Source organism: Caulobacter sp. GW821-FHT09B08 (assembly GCF_059418225.1).
In genome coordinates, this window is the sequence record NZ_JBWKPL010000002.1 from 279,313 (window position 1) to 304,471 (window position 25,159).

At 68.7% G+C, this 25,159-nt stretch carries 19 protein-coding genes and 1 pseudogene; 9 read left to right on the forward strand and 11 right to left on the reverse strand.

The genetic code is table 11. The features are described from left to right. Nucleotides 1–313: 313 nt before the first annotated feature. The 5 genes from AC07OA_RS07745 to AC07OA_RS07765 are packed head-to-tail and all read right to left on the reverse strand — an operon-like array spanning nt 314 to nt 7,724. Nucleotides 314–1,516: an acetate/propionate family kinase gene (locus AC07OA_RS07745; protein ID WP_494663209.1), complete on the reverse strand. Its 1,203-nt coding sequence runs from the start codon at nt 1,514–1,516 to the stop codon at nt 314–316. After that, the gene (locus AC07OA_RS07750; RefSeq protein WP_494663210.1) at nt 1,513–2,472 is read right to left on the reverse strand and encodes a bifunctional enoyl-CoA hydratase/phosphate acetyltransferase; all 960 of its coding nucleotides are present in this window, start codon (nt 2,470–2,472) and stop codon (nt 1,513–1,515) included. The genes AC07OA_RS07745 and AC07OA_RS07750 overlap by 4 nt, the downstream gene beginning before the upstream one ends. Nucleotides 2,473–2,478: 6 nt before the next feature. Further along, nucleotides 2,479–4,332, reverse strand: coding sequence for an acetyl-CoA hydrolase/transferase C-terminal domain-containing protein (locus AC07OA_RS07755; protein WP_494663211.1), 1,854 nt, complete (start codon nt 4,330–4,332; stop codon nt 2,479–2,481). Beyond that, a complete protein-coding gene (locus AC07OA_RS07760; RefSeq protein ID WP_494663212.1) occupies nt 4,329–6,437 on the reverse strand; it encodes a 3-hydroxyacyl-CoA dehydrogenase NAD-binding domain-containing protein in 2,109 nt (702 codons plus the stop codon). The genes AC07OA_RS07755 and AC07OA_RS07760 overlap by 4 nt, the downstream gene beginning before the upstream one ends. A gap of 3 nt (nt 6,438–6,440) precedes the next feature. Next, on the reverse strand, nt 6,441–7,724 hold the full coding sequence (locus AC07OA_RS07765; protein WP_494663213.1) for an acetyl-CoA C-acetyltransferase: 1,284 nt from the start codon (nt 7,722–7,724) through the stop codon (nt 6,441–6,443). Between the two features lie 617 nt (nt 7,725–8,341). On the opposite strand from AC07OA_RS07765, the pseudogene AC07OA_RS07770 reads away from it, so the two are divergent. The 9 genes and pseudogenes from AC07OA_RS07770 to AC07OA_RS07810 all read left to right on the forward strand — a co-directional run. Further along, nucleotides 8,342–8,791: pseudogene (locus AC07OA_RS07770) on the forward strand (methyl-accepting chemotaxis protein); the annotation flags it as partial. A gap of 45 nt (nt 8,792–8,836) precedes the next feature. Next, nucleotides 8,837–9,979 (forward strand): methyl-accepting chemotaxis protein, encoded by a 1,143-nt coding sequence (locus AC07OA_RS07775; protein ID WP_494663741.1) that lies wholly within the window; start codon nt 8,837–8,839, stop codon nt 9,977–9,979. A 4-nt stretch (nt 9,980–9,983) separates the two neighbouring features. Continuing rightward, the gene (locus tag AC07OA_RS07780; RefSeq protein WP_494663214.1) at nt 9,984–11,420 is read left to right on the forward strand and encodes a chemotaxis protein CheW; all 1,437 of its coding nucleotides are present in this window, start codon (nt 9,984–9,986) and stop codon (nt 11,418–11,420) included. Next, on the forward strand, nt 11,417–12,502 hold the full coding sequence (locus AC07OA_RS07785; protein WP_494663215.1) for a protein-glutamate methylesterase/protein-glutamine glutaminase: 1,086 nt from the start codon (nt 11,417–11,419) through the stop codon (nt 12,500–12,502). The genes AC07OA_RS07780 and AC07OA_RS07785 overlap by 4 nt, the downstream gene beginning before the upstream one ends. Further along, nucleotides 12,499–13,356 (forward strand): CheR family methyltransferase, encoded by an 858-nt coding sequence (locus AC07OA_RS07790; protein ID WP_494663216.1) that lies wholly within the window; start codon nt 12,499–12,501, stop codon nt 13,354–13,356. The genes AC07OA_RS07785 and AC07OA_RS07790 overlap by 4 nt, the downstream gene beginning before the upstream one ends. Next, the gene (locus AC07OA_RS07795) at nt 13,353–15,266 is read left to right on the forward strand and encodes a chemotaxis protein CheA (RefSeq protein WP_494663217.1); all 1,914 of its coding nucleotides are present in this window, start codon (nt 13,353–13,355) and stop codon (nt 15,264–15,266) included. The genes AC07OA_RS07790 and AC07OA_RS07795 overlap by 4 nt, the downstream gene beginning before the upstream one ends. Before the next feature lie 302 nt (nt 15,267–15,568). Beyond that, the gene (locus AC07OA_RS07800) at nt 15,569–15,952 is read left to right on the forward strand and encodes a response regulator transcription factor (protein WP_494663218.1); all 384 of its coding nucleotides are present in this window, start codon (nt 15,569–15,571) and stop codon (nt 15,950–15,952) included. Continuing rightward, nucleotides 15,949–16,587: a chemotaxis protein CheX gene (locus tag AC07OA_RS07805; RefSeq protein ID WP_494663219.1), complete on the forward strand. Its 639-nt coding sequence runs from the start codon at nt 15,949–15,951 to the stop codon at nt 16,585–16,587. Before AC07OA_RS07800 ends, AC07OA_RS07805 begins: the two co-directional genes overlap by 4 nt. 43 nt (nt 16,588–16,630) lie before the next feature. Next, nucleotides 16,631–19,396, forward strand: coding sequence for a PAS domain S-box protein (locus AC07OA_RS07810; protein WP_494663220.1), 2,766 nt, complete (start codon nt 16,631–16,633; stop codon nt 19,394–19,396). A 75-nt stretch (nt 19,397–19,471) separates the two neighbouring features. Here AC07OA_RS07810 and AC07OA_RS07815 read toward each other — a convergent pair whose 3' ends face one another. From AC07OA_RS07815 to AC07OA_RS07840, 6 genes are all read right to left on the reverse strand, one after another. Continuing rightward, entirely contained in the window at nt 19,472–20,371 is a 900-nt protein-coding gene (locus AC07OA_RS07815) for an NAD(P)/FAD-dependent oxidoreductase (RefSeq protein WP_494663221.1), read from the reverse strand. An 18-nt stretch (nt 20,372–20,389) separates the two neighbouring features. Beyond that, nucleotides 20,390–22,498: a catalase gene (locus tag AC07OA_RS07820; protein ID WP_494663222.1), complete on the reverse strand. Its 2,109-nt coding sequence runs from the start codon at nt 22,496–22,498 to the stop codon at nt 20,390–20,392. A 161-nt stretch (nt 22,499–22,659) separates the two neighbouring features. After that, nucleotides 22,660–22,827, reverse strand: coding sequence for a hypothetical protein (locus tag AC07OA_RS07825; protein WP_494663223.1), 168 nt, complete (start codon nt 22,825–22,827; stop codon nt 22,660–22,662). Nucleotides 22,828–22,935: 108 nt separating this feature from the next. Beyond that, entirely contained in the window at nt 22,936–23,835 is a 900-nt protein-coding gene (locus tag AC07OA_RS07830) for an SDR family oxidoreductase (RefSeq protein WP_494663224.1), read from the reverse strand. A gap of 89 nt (nt 23,836–23,924) precedes the next feature. Next, entirely contained in the window at nt 23,925–24,737 is an 813-nt protein-coding gene (locus AC07OA_RS07835) for an NAD(P)/FAD-dependent oxidoreductase (RefSeq protein ID WP_494663742.1), read from the reverse strand. Between the two features lies 1 nt (nt 24,738). Continuing rightward, nucleotides 24,739–25,140, reverse strand: a complete 402-nt coding sequence (locus AC07OA_RS07840; RefSeq protein WP_494663225.1) for an FAD-dependent oxidoreductase — start codon at nt 25,138–25,140, stop codon at nt 24,739–24,741. Nucleotides 25,141–25,159 lie beyond the last annotated feature (19 nt).

Below are 25,159 nucleotides of genomic sequence, written 5' to 3' on the forward strand. Positions count from 1 at the left end.
GAGGCGGCGACAGAATGGATCGTCGATCAATTGAAAAGCGCTTCGCGGCCGCTTCCACGGAGCAATCTCCGGTCGGAAGGAGTTCTCGCAAAATCTCGCGTACTTGCGCTTTCATGGTGGAACGAATGGTCTTTCGAGACGGGTGTGGCGGGCTGGTGACCATGGCTGCCTTCGAGCTCAATATGTCCCGAAATATCAAGTCTGACGTCCCGAAATGTTAAGCGGCCGGTCGATCGACATCTTTGAGATGCGACCGCAGCTGGCGCTCAGAGCCGGAGCGGCCATCAACGATGAGTGTTCGCGACATCTTCATCTAAACTAGCTGTCGGCCGGCAGGGAGCAACGTAAAGCTGGCGGCATGGCGGGCGATCATGCTTTCCTCGTCGGTGGGAACGACGAGAGCCTTCAGGCGACTGGTCGGTGTGGTGATCAGGCCGTCGCTCCGTCCGTTGGCGTCGGGGTCCAGCACCGCGCCTATCCAGTTCAGACGCTCGATCACCTGGGCGCGGATGTCGGCGGCGTTCTCGCCGATCCCGGCCGTGAAGACCACGCCGTCCAGCCCGCCCATGGACGCCGCCAGCGCACCGATCTCGCGGACGATGCGGAAGACGAACAGGTCGATAGCGAGCTTGGCGTGGGGATCGTCGCTGGCGGTCAGCACTCGCATGTCGCTGGACACGCCCGACACGCCCAACAAGCCCGCGCGATTGTAGAGCAGGTCCTGGACCGCCTCCACACTCAGGCCCGCCTGCTGTTGCAGATAGAGGACGACGCCGGGATCGAGGTCGCCGCAGCGGGTGCCCATCACCAGACCGTCCAGGGCGGTGAAGCCCATGGTGGTGTCGACGCTGACGCCGCCCTTGATCGCGCACAGGCTGGCCCCGTTGCCCAGATGGGCGATGATCACGCGGCCTGACGCCAAGTCCGGATCCAGCATGCGCAGGCGGCCGGCGACGTATTCGTAGGACAGGCCATGGAAGCCGTAGCGGCGCACGCCCTGCTCATGCCAGGGCGGGGGGAGGGCCAGGTGGGTGACGACCTCGGCGTGGCCGGCATGGAAGGCGGTGTCGAAACAGGCGATCTGCGGCAGACTCGGTCGCGCGGCTTGGGCGGCGCGCACGGCGGCCAGGTTGTGCGGCTGATGCAGCGGGGCCAGCGGGACCAGGACGTCCAGCTGGCGCAGAACCCCGGCATCGATCAGCACGGGCTCGCGATAGGCCAGTCCGCCGTGCACGATGCGGTGGCCGATGGCGCGCAGCGTCGCGCCGTTCAGCTGTTGGTTCGCGAGGGTCAGGACGGGTTCGAGGAAGCCTTCGTGATCGAGACCGGCGTCGGCCGGCCAGCGATGCTCGGTCAGCACCGCGCCGGCCGCGTCCTTGGCGATCAGGTGCGGCGCCGATCCTATGCCCTCGACCTGGCCGTGAACGGTTTTGTTCATCTCGTCGCCGTCCTGAGCGAACAGCGCGAACTTCAGGCTGGAGGAGCCGGCGTTGAGGGTCAGGATCGCGGATGTCATGCCAAGGCGTCGGGCTTGGCTTCCAGCGCGGCGTTGGCCATTAGCACCGCCACCGCGCAGGACGCGATACGCGCCGCCTCGGAGTCGGCGCGGCTGGTCAGGATGATCGGCACGCGGGCGCCCACCACCACGCCGGCCGTGTCGGCTCCGGCCAGGAAGGTCAACTGCTTGGCCAGGATGTTGCCGGCCACCAGGTCGGGCACGATCACGATGTCGGCCTCGCCGGCCACAGGCGAGACGATGCCCTTTTCCTTGGCGGCCTGGCGGTTGATGGCGTTGTCGAAGGCCAGGGGACCGTCCAGCACCCCGCCGGTGATCTGGCCGCGATCGGCCATCTTGCAAAGGGCGGCGGCGTCCAGGGTCGACTGGATCTTGGAATTGACCGTCTCGACCGCCGACAGGATGGCCACCTTCGGCTCGGTGATCCCCAGGATCAGCGCCAGGTCGATGACGTTCTGGACGATGTCGCGCTTGTCCTCCAGCGAGGGCGTGATGTTGATAGCCGCGTCGCTGATCAGCAGCGGACGCGGATAGCGCGGCACGTCCATCAGATAGACGTGGCTGATCCGGCGCGCCGTGCGCAGGCCCGCGGTGGCGCTCATCACCGCGTGCATCAGCTCGTCGGTGTGCAGCGAGCCCTTCATCAGCATCCGGCCCTCGCCCGTCTTGGCCAGTTCGACGGCGCGCTCGGCCGCGGCGTGGCTGTGGGGCGTGGGCTCCAGGCGGAAGGCGCCGATGTCGAGCTTGGCGGCCTCGGCGGTCGCCCGGATCTTGGCTTCGGGACCCACCAGGATCGGCGTGATCAGGCCCAGGGCCTCAGCCTGGACCGCCGCCTCCAGCGCGACGGGTTCGCACGGATGGACCACGGCCGTCGGGATCGGCGGCAGTCCCTTGCAGCGGTCGAGAAGGGTTTGTCGCCAGCCGTGGGTGTGAGGCGTGTCCGATGCGGTCGTCATGGGTCCTCACGTTCCTTCGGCGGATGGGGGCGTCCAGGCGCCCTTGAACAGGGTCCCATAGAGCCGGGCCTTCAGGCCTTGCGGCCGATCAAGGCTTAAGCGGGCGAGAGCGGGGGCGGCGTCCGGAACGGCTTGCGTCAGGCCGCGCCACAGCACGTTCCCGAGCTGGACGGGCGAGGCTTGTGCGGCTTGCAGTTTCGCCAGGGCCGGCAGCATCGATTGCTCCAAGGCGTCGAAGTCCGTGCCGAACGGGAACAGCGGCGCCAGGCCCGTGTCCTTGGCGGGCTTGAGGGCGTCGGACAGGCGTTCGGGATGGTTGTCGCGATGGGCGGCTGGGATCTCATAGCCCGCCTCGATCTTGCCTGCGTCGCGGGCGGCCTTCAGCAGGTCCGGCTGGAAGCGGGAGTCGGCGACGGCCAGCAGGGCGACGATCACGTCGCGGTCGGTCTTGCCGCGCAGGTCGGCCACGCCGTACTCGGTGATCACCACGTCGCGCAGGTGGCGCGGGATCGTGCCATGGCCATAGCACCACAGGATGTTCGAAGTCGCCTTGCGGCCGGCGCCGCGCACCGCGTCCAGGGTGATGATCGAGCGGGCGCCCTCCAGGGCGAAGGCCTGGGCCACGAAGTTGTACTGGCCGCCCACCCCGCTGACCACGCGGCCGTCCTCCAGTCCGTCGGAGATCACGGCTCCCAGCAGGGTGGCCATCATGGCGGTGTTGATGAAGCGGCCGTCGCGCCGGGCGGCGCGCTTGGCGTCCTCGTCGCCGTAGAGTTCGTTGATGTAGGAGATGGCCTTCATCTGGAACTTCGCCCGTTCGGCCTCGGGCATGTCGCGCAAAGCGGCGTAGAAGGCGTTGGGGCCCAGGAAGAAGCCGCCGTGCAGCACCGCGCCGTCGACTTCGCGCTTCAGCACGCCGGCCCGATGGAGGTCCAGCAGGCAGTCGACGAACATCTCGGTGCAGGCATAGAGGCCGGTGTCGAACGGCTCGGCGTGGCGGACAGGCTGGCCTGGCGCCAGTTGTTCGAGCGTGGCCGTGAACGCCGTCGGTCGCTGGTGCCGGACGATCAGGCCCTGGGCGACGGCGTCGCTGATCGAGCCGATGCCCATCTGCAGCGTGCCGCCGTCGGGGATCAGGGCGGCGGCGTGGAAGCCGATGGCGTAGTGTGCGTCGGTGATCGGCTCCTTGGGCGGAGCGAACAGCGGGAACTGCGTGGCCGGCCCGTCGAGCACGTGGCTGAAGGCTTCGCCCGGCAGGTCGCCGTCGCCGGGCATGAACGGCAGCTGGTCGTTGACCTGGCCGACCAGCAGGAAGTCGGCCGCGCCGGCCGCCCGGGCGGTCAGCAGATCCAGGGTGATGTCGCTGTTGCCGCTGAGGCTGAAGCGATCGCCGCGCCGGGCCACAAGCTGGGCGACGACATTGACGCCCCGGTCCAGCAGGTAGCGCGCGGCATGGGTGTAGTTGGCCGAGATGTAGCTGCGCTGGGCGCTGCCGACCGCCAGGCGCGTGCCGGCTTGGAAGAAGAACTCGTCGACCTGGATGTTGCCGGGCAGGGCGTCTGCCTTCTGGACGGCGGCGTAGGCCAGGGCGGGATAGGCGCCGAGCAGCCGATCCAGCACCGGTCCCAGGAACCGCGCCTCCAGGTCCGATTTCGGCTTGGGCGGCTCCAGGGTCAGGGCCGTGAAGATGTGCAGGTTGATCGACGGGTCGGCCATCGCCCGGGCGAACAGGGCGTTGACCACGTGATTGGCCTTGCCCAGCCCAAGGGGAAGACCCAGCACGATCTTGCGGCCGACGGCGTCGATCACCGCCTGCGCCAGGGCGTCGGGATCGCTGAAGCCGGCGGGGCTGTTGCTCATGCCGGCAGGCTATCCCACCCGGCGTCGGGCTTGAAGCGCTCGCCATGCGCCCGGGCCAGGGCTTCGAGCTTGGCCTTGATGTCGGCCGCGCCGCGTTGCCTGGCATAGTGCAAGGGTCCGCCGCGGAAGGGCGCGAAGCCGGCTCCGAAGATCATCGCGCCGTCGATGACGTCGGCGTCGTCGCTGACCCCCTCGCGCAGCAAGGCGACGCAGGTATTGACCATCGGCAGCAGCAGGCGATCGGCCATGTCGGGGTCAGGGGCGGGCGCGCCCGGCGCCTTCACGGCCTTGCCTTCCTTCCAAACGTAGAGGCCCTCGCCGGTCTTTTTGCCCAGCTTCTTCTGCTCGACCTTGTCGCGCAGCCATTGCGGGGCGTCGGGCATGGCCCAGTTCAGCTCGCGCTTGAGCATGTCGGCCACGGCCAGGCAGATATCCAGCCCCACCTGGTCGGCCAGCTCGATCGGCCCCATCGGCATGCCGAAGTCCTCGGCGGCCTTGTCGATGGTCTCCTTGGTCACGCCCTCGTCGAGCATGGCCATGGCCTCGACCAAATAGGGCGTCAGGGCGCGGTTGACGATAAAGCCCGGCGCGCTCTTGATCGGGGCTGGCAGGCGGTCGATGGCGCCGACGAAGGCGCGGGCGGCCGCCTCGACCTCCGGGGCCAAGCCGTCGTGACGCACCACCTCGACCAGTTGCATGCGCGAGACCGGGTTGAAGAAGTGCAGCCCCACCAGCCGCTCGGGCCGCGCCAGACCCTCCCTTAGCTTTTCCAGCGGGATCGACGAGGTGTTGGTGGCCAGGATCGCGCCGGGCTTCATCAGCGGCTCGACCTTGGCGTAGAGCGACTGCTTCAGTTCGATCTTTTCCGGCGCGGCTTCGATCACCAGGTCGGCGTGGCGGGCGCCTTCGCCCTTCAGATCGGGGATCAGGCGGTCCAGGGCGTCGCGAACCTTCAGCCGGCTGTCGTGGCCGATCTTACCGTAGAGGGCGGCGGCGCGCTTGATCGCGCCGCCGATCGGTTCGGGCTTCACGTCGGTGACGGTGACCCTAAGGCCGCTCCAGGCGCACCAGGCGGCGATGTCGCCGCCCATGGCTCCGGCTCCGATCACGTGGACATGGTCGATCTTGGCCTCTCCCCCGGAAACGCCGGCCAGGCCCTTCATGGTCTCGCGCAGGAAGAACACCCGGATCAGGTTCTGGGCGGTGGCCGAGACCATCAGCCGGGCGAACGAGCCGATCTCGGCGGCCTTCATCGCCTCGAAGTCGCCGCCGTGCTGCTCCCACAGATCGATCAGGGCGAAGGGCGCCGGATAGTGCGCGTGCGGCGCCTGCTTGTCGGCCTCCTCGCGCATGCGCTTGGCGGCGAACTTGCGGGCTGGGCCGCTGTCCTTCAGGCGTTCGATAAGGCTCTGGCCGTCGCCCTTCAGCTGGCCCGCAATGGCCGCGCGAACCGCCGCCTTCACATGTCGCTCGGGAACGACCGCGTCGACCAAGCCCAGCGCTTTGGCCTTCCGCGCGGCGAGGCTCTTGCCGGTCAGCATCAGGCTCATGGCCTGCAGGGGATCGATCAGGCGCGTGAAGCGCGCGGTGCCGCCCAGGCCGGGATGCAGGCCCAACTGCACCTCGGGAAAGCCGAACCGGGCGCCGTCGACGGCGATGCGGGTGTGGCAAGCCAGGGCGATCTCCAGCCCGCCGCCCAGGGCGTAGCCGTGGACCACGGCGATGGTCGGGATCGTCAGGCCGTCCAGGCGGTCGGCCACGGCGTGAGCACGGGCCATCCGCTGCTCGACCTCGCCGACGTCGTCGGCGCCGCGGAATTCGTTGACGTCGGCCCCGGCGATGAAGCCCGCCGGCTTGGCCGAGCGGATCACGAGGCCCGTCGCGGGCTCCTGCTCCAGCCGGTCCAGGATCTGGTCCAGTTCAGCCAGCACATCCTCCGACAGGGTGTTGGCGCTGGCGCCGGCCTTGTCGAGCACGGCCCAGGCGACACCGTCGGCGTCCCGGCCCAATCGCCAGTGTTTGAGCGTGGGATCGGCGGCGGGCTTGGGACCCAGTTCGAGGTCGCGCGGGATCAGCAGGGCCAGGGCGGGGTCTTGGATGGTCATGGCTCAGACCCTCTCGATCAACATGGCGCCGCCTTGGCCGCCGCCGATGCATTCGGTGGCGATCCCGCGCTTGAGGCCCAGCCGCTCCAGGGCCGTGACCAGGTGCAGGACGATACGGTTGCCGCTGGCGCCCACCGGATGGCCCAGGCTGACCGCGCCGCCGTCGACGTTCAGCCGAGCGCGGTCTATCGCGCCCGCCGCGCCGGGCAGGCCCAGCACTTGACGGCAGAAAGCTTCGTCCTCCCAGGCGGCCAGGCAGGCCAGGACCTGGGCGGCGAAGGCCTCGTTCAGCTCCCACAGCTCCACATCGGCCAGCGACAGGCCCGCGCGCTGGAGCAGAGCCGTCGACGACAGCACTGGCCCCAGGCCCATGATCGACGGGTCCAACGCCGCCCACTCGCTATCGACCAGCACGGCGCGCGGCTTGAGGTCGTGTTTCTTCACGGCGTCTTCCGAGGCCAGGATCACCCAGGACGCGCCGTCGGTGATCTGCGAGCTGTTGCCGGCCGTGACCTTGCCGAACGGCTTTTCGAACACCGGCTTCAAGGTCGCGAGCTTCTCGGCCGAACTGTCGGGGCGCACGCCGTCGTCGTGGTCGAAGACCGTTCCGTCACGGGCGAAGGCGGGCTCGACCTCGCCCGTCAACCAGCCCTCGGCCTGCGCCTTGGCCAGGCGATGGTGGCTTTCCACAGCATAGGCGTCGGCCTCTTCGCGGCCGATGTCGAAGTCATGGGCCAAGATTTCCGCTGTTTGGCCCATGCCCAGGTCGGTGATCGGATCGGTCAGGCCGCGTTCCAGCCCGACCACCGGCTGCAGCATGCCGGGGCGGAAGGCCGAGGCGGCCTTGGCCTTGTCCAAGGTGTTCTTGGCGCCCTGCAGGGCCGCCAGCCACTCGACGGCCGATTGCTTCAGGACCAGCGGCGCATGGCTCAGCGCCTCGGCGCCGCCGGCCAGGATCAGGTCCGACGAGCCTTCGCGGATGTAGCGGAAGGCCGTGTCGATCGACTGCATGCCCGAGCCGCAATTAATCGCCACCGTAAAGGCCGTCATCGCAGGGCCGCAGCCCAGGCGTAGGGCGGCCACCCGGGCCGGGTTTTGCTCGTCGGCGATGACGTTGACGCAGCCCAGGATCACCTGGTCGAAGGCGTCGGGCGCGAACGGCTGGCGCAGCAGCAGAGGGCGGCCGCACTGCACGGCCAAGTCCACCGGTGTGAACGGCCCGGGCCCTGACCGCGCCTTGAGGAACGGCGTGCGCGCGCCGTCGATGATATAGACCGCGCGGCTCATCGCGCTCCTCGCGCGAGCGTCGTCAGACCGGCAAGGATGGGGCTTTGGGGCATGCGTTCGATCTCCTCAGCCCCCTAACGCGCGGTCGAGCTAAAGGGTCTTGAAGAAATCGCTTCGGGATCGGACGCGCGGAGTCCGCGCGTGGTGGAACAAACTGCGCCGTTTCGAATTTGATATCATGCTCAAGCTTGCTGACCCGTCGGCCAAGCTTGCCTTGGCGCGGCATTGAGCGTCTTCGTGTGACGGGCTTGAACTAGCTGGACTCGGTCCGGTCGGGTCGATGGTGTGGTGTAGGCGGCCCCGGTCGCTTGGGAGGGGGCGGCATGGCTCTGGTGAAGAAATCGACCTTGGCTTCGCGCGCGAAGACGCGAGCGCCGTCTGCCGCGAAAGCCGATGAGCCATCAAGTCCCGCCGTGGCGCGTCCGGCGGTTCGCAAGACCGTGTCTCGCCGCCAAAACGCCAGCGAGCGGATCGGTGCGGCGACCCTGGAATTGGCTGGCGGCCTTGCCGAGGCGTCCGGCGCCGTCGAGGAACTGCGGCGGGCCCTGGCCCAGATCGCTAGTGGCGCCGAGGAAGCGGCCGGAGCGGCCCATGAATCCCTGGCCGCCGTTACCGCCATGAGCGCGAGCTTCGGCCAAGCCCGCGAGCGGGCCGAGACGTCGCGGCAGCGCACCGAGGTGCTTCAAACTCTGCTCACCGAGTCCGGCGCCGCCATCGACGCTTCGGTCAAGGCTGTCGGCCTCAACGCCCAGCGGCAACTGGCCAGCGTGGCCGTGATCGAGGCCCTGGAACGCCATGCGGCGCGGATCGGCGAGATCACCAGGAGCGTCGCCGACATCGCCGACCAGACCAATCTGCTGGCGCTCAACGCCGCGATCGAAGCTGCCCGTGCAGGGGACGATGGGCGCGGCTTCGCGGTCGTCGCCGACGAGGTCCGGGCCCTGGCCGAAACCTCCGAGAAGCGGTCGCAGGACGTGCAAGGGCTGGCCGAGCGCATCGCCGGCTCGGTGCGCGATGCGGCCGATCGGCTGCGGCAGGCCGCGACGACCGCCGAGGCCGAGGCTTTGGCCGGCGCTCAAGTCGGCCAGATCCTGACCGCCGTGCGGCGCGAGATGACGACGCTGGGCGAAGACAGCCAAGTGATCCTGATCGCCGCCGTCGAGGCCTCGGGCGCCGCCAACGAGGCGCGGCGGGGCGCCGAAAGCGTGTCGAGCGCGGCCGAGGAGCAGGCCGCCGCCGCCGCCGAGGCCCAGCGCGCCGTGCAGCAGCAGGGCCAGTCCCTGGAGCAGAGCCAGACGGCGTCCGACGCCCTGGCCGAGATGATCGAGATGCTGGTCGGTGGCGAAGGCGGTTCGGCGGCCGCGGAAGAGGCGTCGGCCGCCGCCGAGGAGCTGTCGGCCACGGTGCAGGAGCTGTCCGGCGCGGCCGGCGAGATCCTGGTCGCCATCGACCAGATCAGCCGCGGCGCCCAGATCCAGGCGGCGGCGACCCAACAGGCCGGCGCGGCCATGGAGGAGATCGAGAAGGCGGCCCGGCAGTCCAGCGCCAATGCGATCGCCAGCGCCGAACGTGTCGCGACCATGCAGACCATGCTCGCGGAGGGCCAGGAGGCTGTCGCCAGGCTGGCGAAGGGCGTCGCGTCGTCCGTCGATGAAAACGAAGCGGTCCTGGAGACCGTCGAGGAACTCGAGGAACTGGCCGGTTCGATCGGCAAGATCGTCGATGGCTTGGGTCTGGTGGCCGTGCAGATCACCATGCTGGCGACCAGCGGCGCGGTGGAAGCCGCGAGGGCCGGCGAGGCGGGCAGGGGCTTCGCCGTGGTGTCGGGCGACATTCGCACCCTGGCGCGCGACGCCTCGCACAACGCCGATGCGGTCAAGGACCTGGTTTCCGCCATCGTTTCCCAGATCGCCAAGGTCCGGCGCGAGGTCGATCAAATCAACGGCCTGGCCGCCGTCGAGCTCGACAAGAACCGCGCCATCGAGGCGCGGCTCGTGCAGGTCGCTCTCGACACCGCCACGCTCAAGGCCGGATCGGACGACATCGCCAAGGGCGCGGAGGACATCCTCTCGGCCAGCGCCCAGGTGCTGTCGGGGATCAGTCAGATCGCCTCGGCCGCCGAGGAGGCCAGCAGCGCCGCCGCCCAGGCCGCCGCCGCCGCCCGCCAGCAGTCGCAGAGCGCCGAGGAACTGGCCGCCGCCATCGAGGAGATCGCGCTGCTGGCCGGCGAGTTGCAGCAAGCCGCGGCGGGCTGAGGTGGTGTCCCGAGACACCCAGCGGCTGACGGTTCGCGCCGGCGGCGCACGCGTGGCCATGGCCGCCGACGGGGTCGCCGAGGTGATCCGCGCCCCGCGCGTCACCCGCATGCCGCATGGCCCGCCTGGCCTGCTGGGCGTCACCCATCTGCGTGGCCTGGTGCTGCCGGTGGTGTCGCTGGGCGCCTTGTTGGGCGACGACGGTCGCACGGACGCGACGCGGGTGGTGGTGCTGCGCCGCGATCCGCCGATCGGCCTGGCGGTGGACTCCATCGAGGCCCTGAAGGTGTCGGAAAGCGACAGCCAGGCGGAGCTCCAGCACGGTCGCCTCATGCTGGACGACGCTGGCGGCGCGCGCTGGTTCGATCTGGACGCGGCCTTGCAGGACCGGTTCTCGGCTTTCCGCGCTGCGCGGCGAGCGCCAGAGCGCGAGGTCGCCGCCAGGCCGGCGGTCGCCGCCGCGCCGGACCTGGCCTTCTTGGGGTTCGTCCTGGCCGGACAGGACTACGCCCTGCCGCTGGACGCCGTGGCCGAGGTGATGGCGGCGCCGAAGGCGTTGGTGGCCCTGCCGCGCACCGAGGCGGTTCTGATCGGCGTCTTCGAGCTGCGCGACGAGGTCTTGCCCGTCGTCTCCCTCCGGGGCCTCCTGGGCCTGGCGGAGCGGAGCGTTCAGGATGATGACCGCATCGTCGTCGTGCGCATCGGCGGCCATCGCCTGGCGCTGCTGGTCGACCGGATCAGCGTCATCCTGCGCGCGTCGCGCGATGCGGTGGGACCCGCGCCCACCCTGTTCAATCGCGCCAACGGCGAGGCGCGGATCGACTCGGTGCTGCGGCTGCCGGACGGCCGGGGCCTGGTCTCGATCCTGGCCCCGGAACGGGTGCTCGCCGACGAGCGTGTCTCGCAGTTGCTCGCCGAGACGACCGACCAAAAGGATACGGCCATGGCCAGCACGACCTCGGCGACGGCGCGCGAGCGCTTTCTGGTCATCCGCCTGGGCGAGGAGACCTATGGCCTGCCCATCGCCGCCGTCGATGAAGTGGTGCGCTTGCCCGAGACCCTGACTCGCCTGCCCAAGGCGCCGGCCTATGTCCAGGGTGTGATGAACCTGCGGGGCCAGGTGATCCCCGTGATCGACCAGCGCCAGCGCTTTTCGGTCTCCGGCGAAGCGGGCGGCGAGGCGCGCCGCGTCGTGGTGGTCACCCTGGACGGGCTGCAGGCAGGCTTCGCGGTCGACGCCGTGGCCAGGATCCTCGAGGTGGAGGCCGACGACCTGATGCCCGCGCCGGAACTGTCGAGCGATGGCGACCGCCTGTTCGACCGCGCCGCGAAGGTGGAGCGCGAGGGCGACGTCATCCTGCTCATCGATCCGCGCGCCCTGCTGGAGCGCGCCGAAGCCGACCTGCTGCGCGACCTGACGGCGAGGTCGCCCGCCTCGTGACCCGTCTGCTGATCGTCGACGATTCCGCCTTGATGCGCCGCGTGTTGGGCGATGTCTTCCAGAACGAGCCGGGGTTCGAGGTCGCCTTCGCGCGCGACGGCGTCGAGGCGCTGGCCCAGGTCCACGCCTTCAAGCCAGACGTGATCACCCTGGACGTCCAGATGCCGCGCATGGACGGGCTGAGCTGCCTGGACCGGATCATGGTCGAGCGGCCCTGTCCGGTGGTGATGGTGTCGTCGCTGACGGGCGAGGGGGCGGACGCCACCCTAGAGGCCCTGGAGCTGGGCGCGGTCGATTTCGTCGTCAAGCCGGACGGGGCGGTGTCGCTGGCGATCGACGAGTTCGCGCCGATCCTGGTCGAGAAGGTCGTGACGGCCGCGGCGTCGCGGCTGCGCCGGTCGCATCGTCTGGCCGAGCGGTTGCGAGCCCGCCACGGCGCGGTCGCCCCGTCGCAGCCGCGCGGCAAGGCGGCCACGGCCTGGAAGCCGCTGCCCGCCGGCACGCCGCCGGGGGTGGTGATCATCGGAACCTCGACGGGCGGACCGCCGGCGCTCGACGCCGTACTCAGGGAGATTCCGGCCGACTTCCCCTGGCCGATCCTGGTGGCTCAACACATGCCGGCCGCGTTCACGTCGTCCCTGGCCCAGCGGCTGGACGGCCTGTGCGCCTTGCGGGTGATCGAGGTAGCGCGTCCCACGCCGCTTGTCCCGGGCTGCGTCTATGTCGCGCGGGGCGACGCCGACATGATCGTCAGCCGCCGGGCCGCCGGCCCCGTGGTGCTGTCGACCCCGTCCAGCGCCGAGCATCGCTGGCATCCCAGCGTCGACCGCCTGGTCGACAGCGTGGTCGCGGTCATGCCGCCGGAGCGGCTGTTGGGCGTGCTGATGACCGGCATGGGCGACGACGGGGCGCGCGCCATGACCAAGCTGAGGGCGGCCGGCGGGCGCACGATCGCCGAGGCCGAGGAGACCGCCGTCGTCTGGGGCATGCCGGGCGAGCTGGTGAAGGCCGGCGGCGCGGATGTGGTGGCGCCCCTGAACGCGATCGCGGGCGAGATTCTCGACATGGTTGGGGCAGGGTGAGCCGGACCCCCACGCCCGAGCAGGCGCATCTGAGCGCCGAGGACCTGAAGAAGGTTTGCGAGTTCCTGTATCGCCAGACCGGCATGCAGTTCGGCGAGAGCAAGCGCTACTACATCGAACGGCGACTGGCCGACCGGATCGTCGCCACCCACTGCCCCGACTTCGCGGCCTATTTCGGCCAACTTCGGGCCGATCCCGTCGAACGCGAGACGTTGATCAACGCCTTCACGGTCAACGAGACCTACTTCTATCGTGAAGAGCATCAGCTGGCCTGCCTGAGCCGCTCGCTGCTGCCGGACTTGATCACCTCGCGCCGTCCGGGCGACAAGATCAGGATCTGGTCGGCGCCGTGCTCGACGGGCGAGGAAGCCTATTCGATCGCGATCTGGCTGCTCGAGAACTGGCGCATGGTGGACGCCTACAATGTCGAGATCGTCGGTTCGGACATCGACACGCGCGCCCTGCACGCCGCGCATGAGGGGCTGTACGGCGAACGCGCGCTGTCGCGCTTGCCGCCCGAGGTCGTCGAGGCCTATTTCGAACCGAGCCGCCGGCATCGCCGCAAGCTGATCAACGACCTGCGCGAGTCGGTGACCTTCACCCAGGCCAATCTGGTGGATGGGCCGAGCCTGGCGGAGCAGGGGATGTTCGACGTCATCTTCTGCCGGAACGTGCTGATCTATTTCGACGACGCCTCGCGGCTGGTGGCCGCCAGGAACCTGTATGACCGGCTGAACCCCGGCGGCTATCTGTGCCTGGGCCACACCGAGTCCATGAGCCGCATCAGCGACCGGTTCCTGGTTCGCCGGTTCGAGGATGCGGTCGTCTTCCAGCGGCCGGGGGGCGTCGCATGACCGACGACCTGATGGTCCAGTTCCTGAGCGAAGGCCGCGAGTTGGTCGCCAGCGCCGAGCACGACCTGGCCAGCCTGGCGCGCCAACCCGACGACGTCGGCGCGCTGGATAGCTGTTTCCGGGCGATCCACACGCTGAAGGGTTCGGCGGGCCTGTTCGACCTGCGGCCCATGAGCCTGATGCTGCACGCGGCCGAGGACCTGCTGACCCTGCTGCGCGCCGAGCGCACCGGCGTGGCCGAGGATTTCGAAGCCCTGTTCAGCGTGGTGGACACCGTCGATCGCTGGTTGGACGCCCTGGAACACGCCGGGGTCCTGCCGGCCGACGCTGAACGGGCGGGCGAGACCGAGACGAAGCGGCTGCGGGCCCTGGTGGCCTCGGTAAGCGCCGCGACGGAGGTGGCGGCGCGACCGGCGCAAACGACCTGGCGACCGCCCGAGACCTTCGCCGGGAAGGGCGTGACGGCGGTCCGCTATACGCCGCGCGCCGACAGCTATTTTTCCGGCGACGATCCCGTCGCCATCATCGCGGCGATCCCGGGCCTGGCGGGTCTGAAGATATCGCCGCGCGAGCCTTGGGGCGGGCTCGAGGACTATGACCCCTACACCTGCAATCTGGTGCTGGAGGCGGTGTCGACCGCTGGCCGGGCGGAGGTCGAGGCGGTCTTCCGCTTCGTAGCCGACCAGGTCGAGTTCGCCGATCTTACGGTGGACGAGACGCCGATGGCGCCCGAACAGGGCGCACGCAAGACTTTGCGCATCGACGCCGAGCGGGTGGATCGCCTGGCCGCTCTGGCCGGGGACCTGGTGATCGCCAAGAACGGATTGGCGGATTTGGCCGAGCAGGCCGAAGCGCTTCCTGGCGGCCAAGCGTTGGGCCAGGCCCTGCGCGCGCGGCAGGTCCAACTGGACCGACTGGTCGGCGACCTGCACGCGACGGTGGGCAAGGTGCGGCTGGTGGCGCTGGGCCCGCTGTTCGCGCGATTCCACCGGCTGGCGCGGGAGATCGCCCGTTCGCTGGACAAGGTCGTGTCGCTCGAGGTTGAGGGCGGCGACGTCGAGGTCGACAAGACCCTCGTCGACGGCCTGTTCGAGCCCCTGCTGCACGTTCTGCGCAACGCGATCGACCACGGGATCGAGCCGGCGCAGGCGCGCGCGCGCGCCGGCAAGCCGGCTGCCGCCTCCGTCCGGTTCACGGCCAGGGCGGTGGCGGATCAGGTAGTGATCGAAGTGCGCGACGACGGCGCGGGCATCGATCCGGCTGGGATTCGCGCCTTGGCGATCCAGCGCGGTGTGCTGGATGACGAGGCGGCAGAGCGCCTGGACGACCAGGCGTCGATCGACCTGATCTTCACCCCGGGCTTCTCCTCGGCCAGCAAGATCAGCGCGGTGTCCGGACGGGGCGTCGGCATGGATGTAGTGCGGGACGCGGCCCAGAAGCTGGGCGGCAAGGTCGTCGTCGACAGCCGGATGGGCCAAGGCACGACCGTGAGGTTCATCCTGCCGGTCACCATGGTCCTGACCAAGGTGATGGTCGTGACCTGTGGCGAGGAACGCTACGGATTGGCGCTGGACACCGTGGTTGAGACCGTCCGGGTGCCGGCCGACCGCATCGTCCCCGTGCGGGCGGGCAGGGCGTTTCAGCTGCGCGACGCGGTCGTGCCGCTGGTGTCGCTCGGCGACCTGGTGGGGGCCGCCGTGTCCGAACGCCGATCGAGCGAACGGATTGTGGTGGCGCGGGCTCGCGGCGAGCTCGTGGGCTTCGCGGTCGACGCCATCGTCGACCGGATGGACGCGACCGTGCGACCCATGACCGGCTTGTTGGCCGGCGCGCCCGGCGTCATGGGCGCCACGCTGCTGGCGGATGGCGCGGTGCTGATGGTTCTGGATCCGACGGAGCTGGTCCTGTGACGGTTTCGCGCGAAGGTCCGGCCATTCGTCTGACGGGAGTCTGTCGGGTAGAGGACGCCGAGCCGCTAACGGCTCTGCTACAAGGCGTTTCAGACTCCACCTTGGACCTCTCGGCGTGCGAAGGTCTGCACGCGGCGGTGATCCAGGCGATCCTGGCCTTCCGTCCAAGGATTGTCGGAGCTCCCGATGATCCCTTCCTGCGCGACCGGCTGCTGCCCGCCCTGATCGGCGAGCGGTCATCCGAGGCACCAGGATCATAGTTTTTACGCCGCGCCTGTGCGCGGCGGTGCGAGGAGAAGTTCATGGGGACGACCGTTCTCATCGTCGACGACAGCAAGCTGGCGCGAATCGTCCTGGGCAAGACCATCGCGGCCTTGCAGCCCGACTGGACGCGGGTCGAGGCCGGCAACGCCGACGAGGCGATCGCCGCGATCGACGCCCAGGCGATCGACGTGGCCGTCCTCGACTACAACATGCCCGGCCGGGACGGCCTGGCCCTGGCCGAGGAACTGCGCGAGCGCTTCCCGACCATGCCGATCGCCGTGGCCACCGCCAATGTCCAGGACGAGATCATCAGCCGGGCGCGCGCGGCCAACGCCACCTTCATCGCCAAGCCGGTGACGGAGGAGGGCATGCGCGGCTTCCTGTCGGGCGCCGCGCTGCGGTTGCGATCGGCGGCGCGATGACCGCGCAAACCATCCTGCTCGACGACCTGGAGCGGGACGCCCTGACCGAGCTGGTCAATATCGGAGTCAGTCGCGCGGCCGCCAACCTTCGTAAGATGGTGGGCGAGCAGGTGCTGCTGTCGGTTCCGGCGGTCGAGGTGGTCACCCGCGAGGAGGCCACGACTCTGATCCGGGAGCGCGAGAGCGGCGAATTGGTCGCCGTCCGCCAGGATTTCGACGGCGTGTTCTCGGGCCGGGCCCTGCTGATCTTCCCCCAATCCAACAGCATGGCGCTGGTTCATGCTGTGACCGGCGGCGCGCTGTCGGCCGCCGACGCCGCCGACATGGAAGACGAGGCGCTGGCCGAGACCGGCAATGTGGTGCTCAACAGCTGCTTGGCGACCATGGCCAACATGTTGCAGCGGCCGCTGACGATGTCGCTGCCGGAAGTCGTGCGCGGCGACGGCTCCAAGCTGTTCCATCTGTCGCCCGACGCCGCTCCCGACGGGGGCGTGGTGCTGTTCCTGTACATCAACTTCGCCATCAACGACCGGGACATCCGCGGCTACATCGCCATGCTGATGGACCTGCCGTCGCTTCAGGCGCTGAAGGGGCTGATCGCCGACTTCATCGAGCGCGTGGTCGGCGACGCGTGACCAGGGGTGAACCTATTGCCAAGCTTGGCGTTAGGTTCGGGTCATGACCGAGGCCGACGCCGCGATACGTCACCAGGATTCCGAGGCGGGCCGGGCGCTGGAAGCGCTGCGTGCGCTCGCCGGTCCGCTGTTCGACGCCCTGGTGAAATCAGGCGTCGCGGTCACGGTGACCGATCCCCGGCGGGAGGACGATCCCATCGTCTATGTGAATGCGGCGTTCGAGGCCCTGACGGGCTATTCGGCGCGGGAGGCTGTCGGGCGCAACTGCCGCTTCTTGCAGGACCCAGCCACCGATCGCGAGGCCGTCGCCTTGATCGCCGAAGGCTTGCGGCGCGACGGCGCGGTCACCGTCGATCTCCTGAACCGTCGACGCGACGGGGCGCCGTTCTGGAACCGTCTCAACATCACCACCCTTCGCGACGCGGACGGGGCGGCGACCTATCGCTTCGCCACCCAGGCCGACGTCACGGGCGAGTATGCCGACGAGGTCGTGGTCGAACAGCTTCGTATCAGCCGCCAGCGGCTGGCCGAGGCGCAGGAGCGGCTTCGGGTCGCCCAGGCCATCTCGGGCGCGGCCGGCGCCTGGGAATGGGATATCCCGGCGGGCACGCTGGTCGCCGACGTCCGCTTCGCCAATCTGTACGGTCTCGATCCCGTGGTGGCCGCCCAGGGATTGCCGAGCTCGGCCTTCTTCGCGTCGGTTCACGCCGATGATCGGCTTCGGCTGAAGATCGCTGTGGCGGGCGCCCTGCATGGCGCGGAGGTCTTCACCCGCGACTATCGGATCGTGCGCGACGGCGTCGTCCACTGGGTGTCGGCCCGCGGACGCACCTATCTCGACGCCGACGACCGGCCCGTTCGATTCTCCGGCGTCCTGGCCGACATCACCGACCAGAAGCGGGTCGAGGAACAGCTGCTGGTGGCCCAGACCGCCGGCGGTGTCGGATCGTTTGAGTATCTCAGCGGCTACGGCACAGCCGACGTTTCCGAGCAGTTCTGTCAGCTGCTGGGCTTGCGGCCGGCGACCAGCCTTCCCGTCCGCACCATCAACGCCCTGGTGCATCGCGACGACCCGCCGCTTATCCAGGGGCGCGACGGACAGCACGCGTTCGGGCCCGCCTTCCACGAATTTCGAATCCATAGGGCCGATACCCACGAGGAGCGCTGGCTCGTGTCGCGGGGCGAGTATCGGCCGCATGGACCGGGCGGCGTCAGCTTCATCGGCGTGATCTACGACATCACCTCGACCAAGCGCTCGGAAGAGCAGCTGCGCATGCTGACCGAGACGCTGGAGGTCCGCGTCGCGGCGCGCACGCAGGAGCGTGACCGGGTCTGGAAGCTGTCTCGCGACCTTCTTCACGTGATCGGGCCGGAGGGCTTCTATCGCGCGGTCAATCCCGCCTGGAAGACCTTGCTGGGCTATGACGAGGCCGATCTCATCGGCATGCCCGCCGGCGGCCTGGTCCACCCGGACGACCACGACGCCGCCATGGAGCGCTTCGGAACTCTGTCGCGTGGCGAGGCCATCGGCGACTTCGATTGCCGCATGCGCGCCAAGGACGGGACCTATCTGTGGGTCAACTGGACAGCCATGCCGGAAGGTGACGCCATCTACGGGATCGGCCGCGACGTCACCCAGCGCAAGGCGCTGGAGGACCAGCTGCGCCAAAGCCAGAAGATGGAGGCCGTAGGCCAGTTGACCGGCGGCCTGGCGCACGACTTCAACAACATGCTCACGGGTATCCTGGGCGGCATCGACATGGTGCGTCGGCGCATCGCCGAGGGGCGGATGGCCGATGTCGACCGCTTCCTGGACGCGGCGACGCAATCGGGACAGCGCGCCGCGGCGCTGACGCACCGCCTGCTGGCCTTCTCGCGTCGCCAGACCCTGGACAGCCGCGCGCTGGACGTGGGAACGCTGGCGGCCTCCATGGAAGATCTGCTGCGGCGAACCTTGGGCGAGCAGGTGTCGCTGCGCATCGACATCGCGCCCGACTTGTGGCCGGCCGTCGCCGACGACAACCAGCTGGAAAGCGCCATCCTGAACCTGGGCATCAACGCCCGCGACGCCATGCCGGACGGCGGCGAATTGATCATCGCCGCGCGCAACGTCCATCTCACGGACCGCGAACTGGCCGACAGCGACCACGCCGAGGCGGGCGACTACGTGGCGATCAGCGTGACCGACACCGGCACGGGCATGCCGCCCGAAGTGCTTCAGAAGGTCTTCGATCCCTTCTACACCACCAAGCCGCTGGGGCAGGGGACGGGCCTGGGCCTGTCGATGATCTACGGCTTCATCCAGCAGTCCAGGGGCCACGTCGTCATCGACAGCGTCGAGGGGCAGGGCACCACCATCCAGCTCTTTCTGCCCCGCCATGTCGGCGCCGTAGACGCGGCGGTCGTGGCCGGCGAGGAGGTCGCGCCCATCGGCGCCGGCGAGACCGTGCTGGTCATCGAAGACGACGTGGCCGTGCGGCTGCTGGTGATGCAGGTGCTGGACGAGTTGGGCTACCAGGGCATCGAGACGGCCGACGGTCGCCAGGCCGTGCCGATCCTCGAATCCTCGCGGCACATCGATCTGCTCATCAGCGACGTCGGGCTGCCGGGCCTCAATGGCCGCCAACTGGCCGAGATCGCCCGCGAGCGGCGGCCGAACCTCCCGATCCTGTTCATGACCGGCTACGCCAGGCAGGCCGCCGATCAGGCCGCCTTCCTGGAAGAGGGGATGGAGATCATCGGCAAGCCGTTCGCTATCGAACAGCTTGGGCGCCGTATCGGCGAGATCCTGAGACGCGAAGCCGGCTGACCGCTTTTCCTCAATCCATTGAAACGATGAGAGGAAAAGCGGATGCGACAGGATTGAAGATGAGACAGCCGATCTCTAGGCGTCTTGGCGCAGGCGACGATGGATGTCGGTCGCTGCGATGGCGGCCTCTGCGCTGGCCACGGCGATCTGGTTCAGACCACGCACGACGTCGCCCGCCGCGTAGAGGCGATCGATGGAGGTCTCCTGGTGGGCATTGACCAAAAGATTGCCGCTCTCGTCATGCGCCGCGCCCCACAGTACGGCGAGACGGCTCTGCATCTCGCAGCCCAGGGCCAGATAGAGGCAGTCGAACCGTCGAGACATCCCCGAAGCCAGAGTCAGGTCGACAGTCTCCTGGTTCAGCGCAACTTGGTCGAGCCCGACATCGATCACCTCGACGCCGGCGCGCTGAAGGTCCAACCGCGAGGTGAGCGCCGAAGCCGCGCCGAGATGCAGCAGCGTCACGCGCCCTGAATAGGTGGTCATGAACAGCGCCTCGCGGCCGCCCAGGTCGCCGTCGCCGAGAATGGCTATGCGCCGGTCGATCGCTTCGTAGGCGTCGCAGATCGGGCAGATGCGGACCAGGGCTTTACGGATGGCCGCTTCGATACCGGCTAGATCGGGCATCCGATCGACCACGCCAGTCGCCATCAGCACGTAGCGCGCGGCTATCGACGTTGCGGCCTCGCCAGAAAGAACCAGTTCGAAGCCGTGCTCGGTCCGGTTCAGGGTCTCGGCGCGCGCGGTCCGGATCTCGGCGCCATAGAGGCTGGCCTGCTCGCGCAGGCGCGCCAGAAGCGTCGGGCCGCCGATGCCTTGCGGGAAACCGGGCGTGTTGTGGCTCTCGGGAATCCAGTCGGCGCGGGAAGGCCCGCCGTCCAGGACGAGGACCTTGCGGCGGAACCGCCCCAGATAGGTGGCCGCCGTCAGGCCGGCGGGACCGGCCCCGACAATTACGGCGTCGAACGGCTCCACGATGGGTTCGCCCTCGTCCTAGGCCAGCATCCGCACCTTCGGCTCCCGATCCCAGAACCGCTTTGCGGCCGCCGCGATGAAGTCGGCGCCCAGGCCGACAACACCCTCGTCCGGTTCCACGCCCGCCTTGTCCAACAACGGCTTGGCCGCGTCGGTGGCGCCGATCGCCTTCAAGTGCCCGAACGCGTCCATCACGAACTGCACGGCCGCCGCCTCCTTCAGAAGCGCCGCGCAACCGGTGTCGGACAGCACCAGCGCGATGGCGTCCACCGTCACCGACGGCGTTCCGGCCAGCTGGCCATCGGCCGGGATCAGCGTCCCGTCCGCACCCTTGGCCCCGCCGATCTTCGGCGCGATGACCTTGGCCAAGGCGCCGGCTTTCTTCACAGCCGCCTTCAGTTTGTCGACCACCGCAGCGTCCGAGCCGTCGGCCACCAGGATGCCGATCACATGGCCCTTGATGTCCTTGGGTTCGCGCGGACCGTTGACGATGCGCAGAGCGGGCGAGAGGTCCAGGTCCTGGACCGGGGCGGCTGTCTTCGACGCCTTGGGCACGGGCATGTTCAAGCCGGCGCCGACCCGCTTGGCCAAGTCCGGATCGACATTGACCAGGTTCCCCATCATCCGCGTCCGCACCGTCTCGATGGCAACCTTCGACAGCTCGAACACCAGGGCCGAGGCCAGATGGGCCTGTTCGGCCGGGTCCAGCGAGCGGAAGAACATCCGCGCCTGGCTGTAGTGGTCGGCGAAGCTTTCGGGACGGATCCGCAGCTTGTCGCCCTGCTCGTCGTCGCGCCCGACCTCGCCGAAGGTCTTGAAGCCGGTCATCGGGCATTCGCGCGGCCCTCCGATCTCGCCGGCGGTCTCGGCCAGACTGTTGGGTTCGTAGTTGGCGCGGCCCTTGGGCTGCTGCATCTGCATCATGCCGTCGCGCTGGAAGTTCATCACCGGGCACTTGGGCGCGTTGATCGGGATCTGGTGGAAGTTGGCCGTGCCCAGCCGGCTCTTCTGAGTGTCAAGGTAGCTGAACAGACGCCCCTGCAGCAGCGGATCGTTGGTGAAGTCGATGCCCGACGGCACGTTGGCCGGGCAATAGGCCACCTGCTCGGTCTCGGCGAAGAAGTTGTCCGGATAGCGATCCAGCACCATCCGCCCGACGATGCGGACCGGCAGCACTTCCTCCGGAATGATCTTGGTCGGGTCGAGCACGTCGAAGGGCAGGCTGTCGGCGAAGGCTTGGTCGAAGGTCTGGATGCCCAGCTCCCACTCAGGGAAGTCGCCGCGTTCGATGGCCTCGAACAGGTCGCGGCGCTGGAAGTCCGGATCGGCGCCGGCCAGCTTCACCGCCTCGTCCCAGAGCGTCGAGGCCACACCCTGCTTGGGCTTCCAGTGGAACTTGACGAAGGTCGACTTGCCGGCGGCGTTGATGAACCGAAAGGTGTGGATGCCGAAGCCTTCCATGGTGCGCAGGGAACGCGGGATGGTGCGATCGCTCATGGCCCACATGATCATGTGGGTGGCTTCCGGCATCAGGCTGATGAAGTCCCAGAAGGTGTCGTGGGCGCTGGCGGCCTGCGGATAGCCGCGATCGGCCTCCATCTTCACCGAGTGGATCAGGTCGGGGAACTTGATGGCGTCCTGGATGAAGAAGACCGGGATGTTGTTGCCCACGAGGTCCCAGTTGCCCTCCTTCGTATAGAACTTCACCGCGAAGCCGCGCACGTCGCGGGGCGTGTCGACGCTGCCCGCGCCCCCGGCCACGGTGGAGAAGCGGGTGAACAGCGGGGTCTTCTCGCCGGCCCGCTGAAAGATGTCGGCCTTGGTCAGGTCCGACAGCGACTCGTAGAGCTCGAAGAAGCCGTGGGCGGCCGAGCCGCGGGCGTGGACGATCCGCTCGGGGATCCGCTCGTGGTCGAAATGGAAGATCTTTTCGCGAAGGACGAAGTCCTCCAGCAGCACCGGCCCGCGCTCGCCGCTCTTCAGCTGGTTCTGGTTGTCGGAAACGCGGATGCCTTGGTTGGTGGTCAGGTGGGCCTCGGCGTCGTGAGGACCCTTTTCCGGCACGTGCTGGTGGGTTTCACCACCGGCGCCGAGGTCGGTGGTGAAGGTGTCTTTCGCCGTGGCCATTTCGCAGCTCCCGCTCGACCCAAGTTCGCTGTGGGCCAAACCCGCCGTTGGAACCCTTTGTTCCTCTCCTCGATCGGTTGTCGCGGCTCTAACCTCGTGCGGTCACGGACCCTTGAGCAAAGTCGGGGCCGCGTCGCCAGGATCGAGCCGACGCCCTGACGCTAGCGTGATGGGGCGTCGTACGGGCGCGGATCACTTGGATCGAGCGGTGGCGGATCGGTGGGTTCAATCTCCACGCCCGGCGGATCGACGATCTCGGGCGGTGCGCCATCCGGGTCGATTTCCGGCGGTTGCGGATCGGAGGGAGGCGGTGCGGTAGGGTCGGTCATCGCGTGTCTCCAGATGTGGGCCCGATACAACGTGCCGGGCCGCCCAAGGGCTCCGCGTCCTTGCGGTGCGTGAACATGTCATCACCTGGGCCGGCCCCGACGGTAAGGTCAGGCGATGCCCGCGCCACCGGTGACGCCATAGACTTCTCCGGTAATGAAGCTGGCCTCCTGCGAGGCGAGCAGGACATAGACGGGGGCGATCTCGACCGGCTGGCCAGGGCGGCCGAACTGGGAGTGTTCGCCAAAGTGCTGGACCTTTTCCTGGGTTTGGCCGCCGCTGGGCTGCAATACCGTCCAGAAGGGGCCTGGCGCCACGGCGTTGACCCGCACGCCGTGGCTGATCAACTGCTTGGCAAGCGCCTTGGTGAAGGCGACGATCCCGGCCTTGGTGGTGGCGTAGTCCAGCAGGTTCTCGGACGGATCGTAGGCCTGTACCGAGGCGGTGTTGATCACCGCCGCGCCAGGCCTCAGGTGCGGCTTGGCCGCCTGGGTGATCCAGAACATCGCATAGAGGTTGGTCTTCAGGGTTTGGTCGAACTGTTGGCTGTCGATGGCGGCGATGTCGGGGCGACTGACCTGCTTGCCGGCGTTGTTGACCAGGATGTCGAGCCCGCCCAGGCCCTCGACCGCCTTGGCCACGAGGTCGCGGCAGAAGGCCTCGTCCTTGATGTCGCCGGGCAGGGCGATGGCCTTGCGACCTTCGGCCTCGATCAGGCTGATGACCTCACGCGCGTCGCTCTCCTCGCTGGGCAGGTAGCCGATGGCGACATCGGCGCCTTCGCGGGCGTAGGCGATGGCCGCCGCTCGGCCGATGCCGGAGTCCGCGCCGGTGATCAGGGCCTTGCGGCCGACGAGCTTGCCCGCACCGCGATAGCTTTCTTCGCCGTGATCCGGCTGGGGATGCATCCTCGACGCCAGGCCCGGAGCCGTCTGCGGTTGAGCCGGGAAGGGCGGCTTGGGATATTGCTCGCGCGGGTCCTGCATACGCAGCCGGTCATCCTGACCCATGATCGTCTCCTCGTTGTGGGTCGCAGTCCAACGGCGCCCGGACGAAGGACGTTCCAAGGCGAGCCAGAGGTTCCGAAGGCGGCCGGGGCTCAACCTCGATAAAGGTCCGCGTCCGGATCCTGCCCGCCCCGGATCTCGGCCGAGACGATCTGCGAGGCGATGACCGAATAGGTGATGCCGTTGCCGCCGAACCCCATCACCGCCCAGGTGTGGTCCATGCCTTCGACCCTCTGGATCGACGGCAGGCCGGTCGTGCTGGAGCCGAATGCGCCGGCCCAGCCATAGTCGATCTCGAAGGCGACGCCGGGCAACAGGATTTCGAGCTTGGCGGTCAGGGCCGCACATTTGCGCTTGAGCTTGGCGCGATCCTCGTGGGCGTCGGCGGAGGCTTCGTCCTCGCCGCCGACGATGAGCCGGCCATCGCCGCCCATGCGGAGATAAAGGTAGGGATCGGACGCTTCCCAGACCAGCATGTCGCACAGCCAAGGCGGGCGGCGCTGACGGGGCTTGGACGCCATCGCCCAGGTCGAGACGATCTCCGCGCCCGGCGTCGGCACGCCCCTGGGAAATTCATAGCCGCAGCAGAACACGACCGAACCTGCCCGCACGGCGTGGCCCGTGTCGGTCAGCAGGGTGACGCCGTCAGGATCGCTGACCACCTGCGTCACCTCGACCGGCGACCAGATCTGGGCGCCATGGCCATGAGCCCGGCGCAGCAGTCCTGCCGCCAGCCTGGCCGGATCGCCGCTGGCCGAACCGCTTGAGACGATGGCGCCGGTTCGATCGATGCCGAAGGCCTCGCGCAACTGGGCCGGCCCAAGATAGCGGCTGTCGAGGCCGATTTTCGCGCGCGCCTCGGCTTCGGCGTCCAGGGCGCGGTGGCCGTAGGCGTCGCCGGCCAGATTAAAGTGAGGACTTGGCTTTCAGTCCGCAGACGATCCGCTCCTCCGCCACGATGCGCTGCAGATGGTCGACGGCGGACCGCGATCGCAGATAGGCGCGTCGGGCCTTGGCGGGACCGATCCGTTCGGCCAGCACCGTCAGGGGCAGATCGATCTCCCATTGCAGAAGGGCGGTCGAGGCCATGGTCGAGCCCGTCAACGGCGGGCGCCGATCAAGGACGGCGACAGAATGGTCCGTTGCTAGCGCATGCGCCATGAAGGCGCCGCTGATCCCGGCACCGACGATGGCGACATCGACGCTGACGGCCTTGTCCAGCGGATGCGCGGGCACACCCAAGCCCGGACTATCGGCCCAAAGGGATCGACCGGTCCGCAGGTCACGCTTCTTCGTCGCGCCGATCATTGAGACACCACCGGAGCGT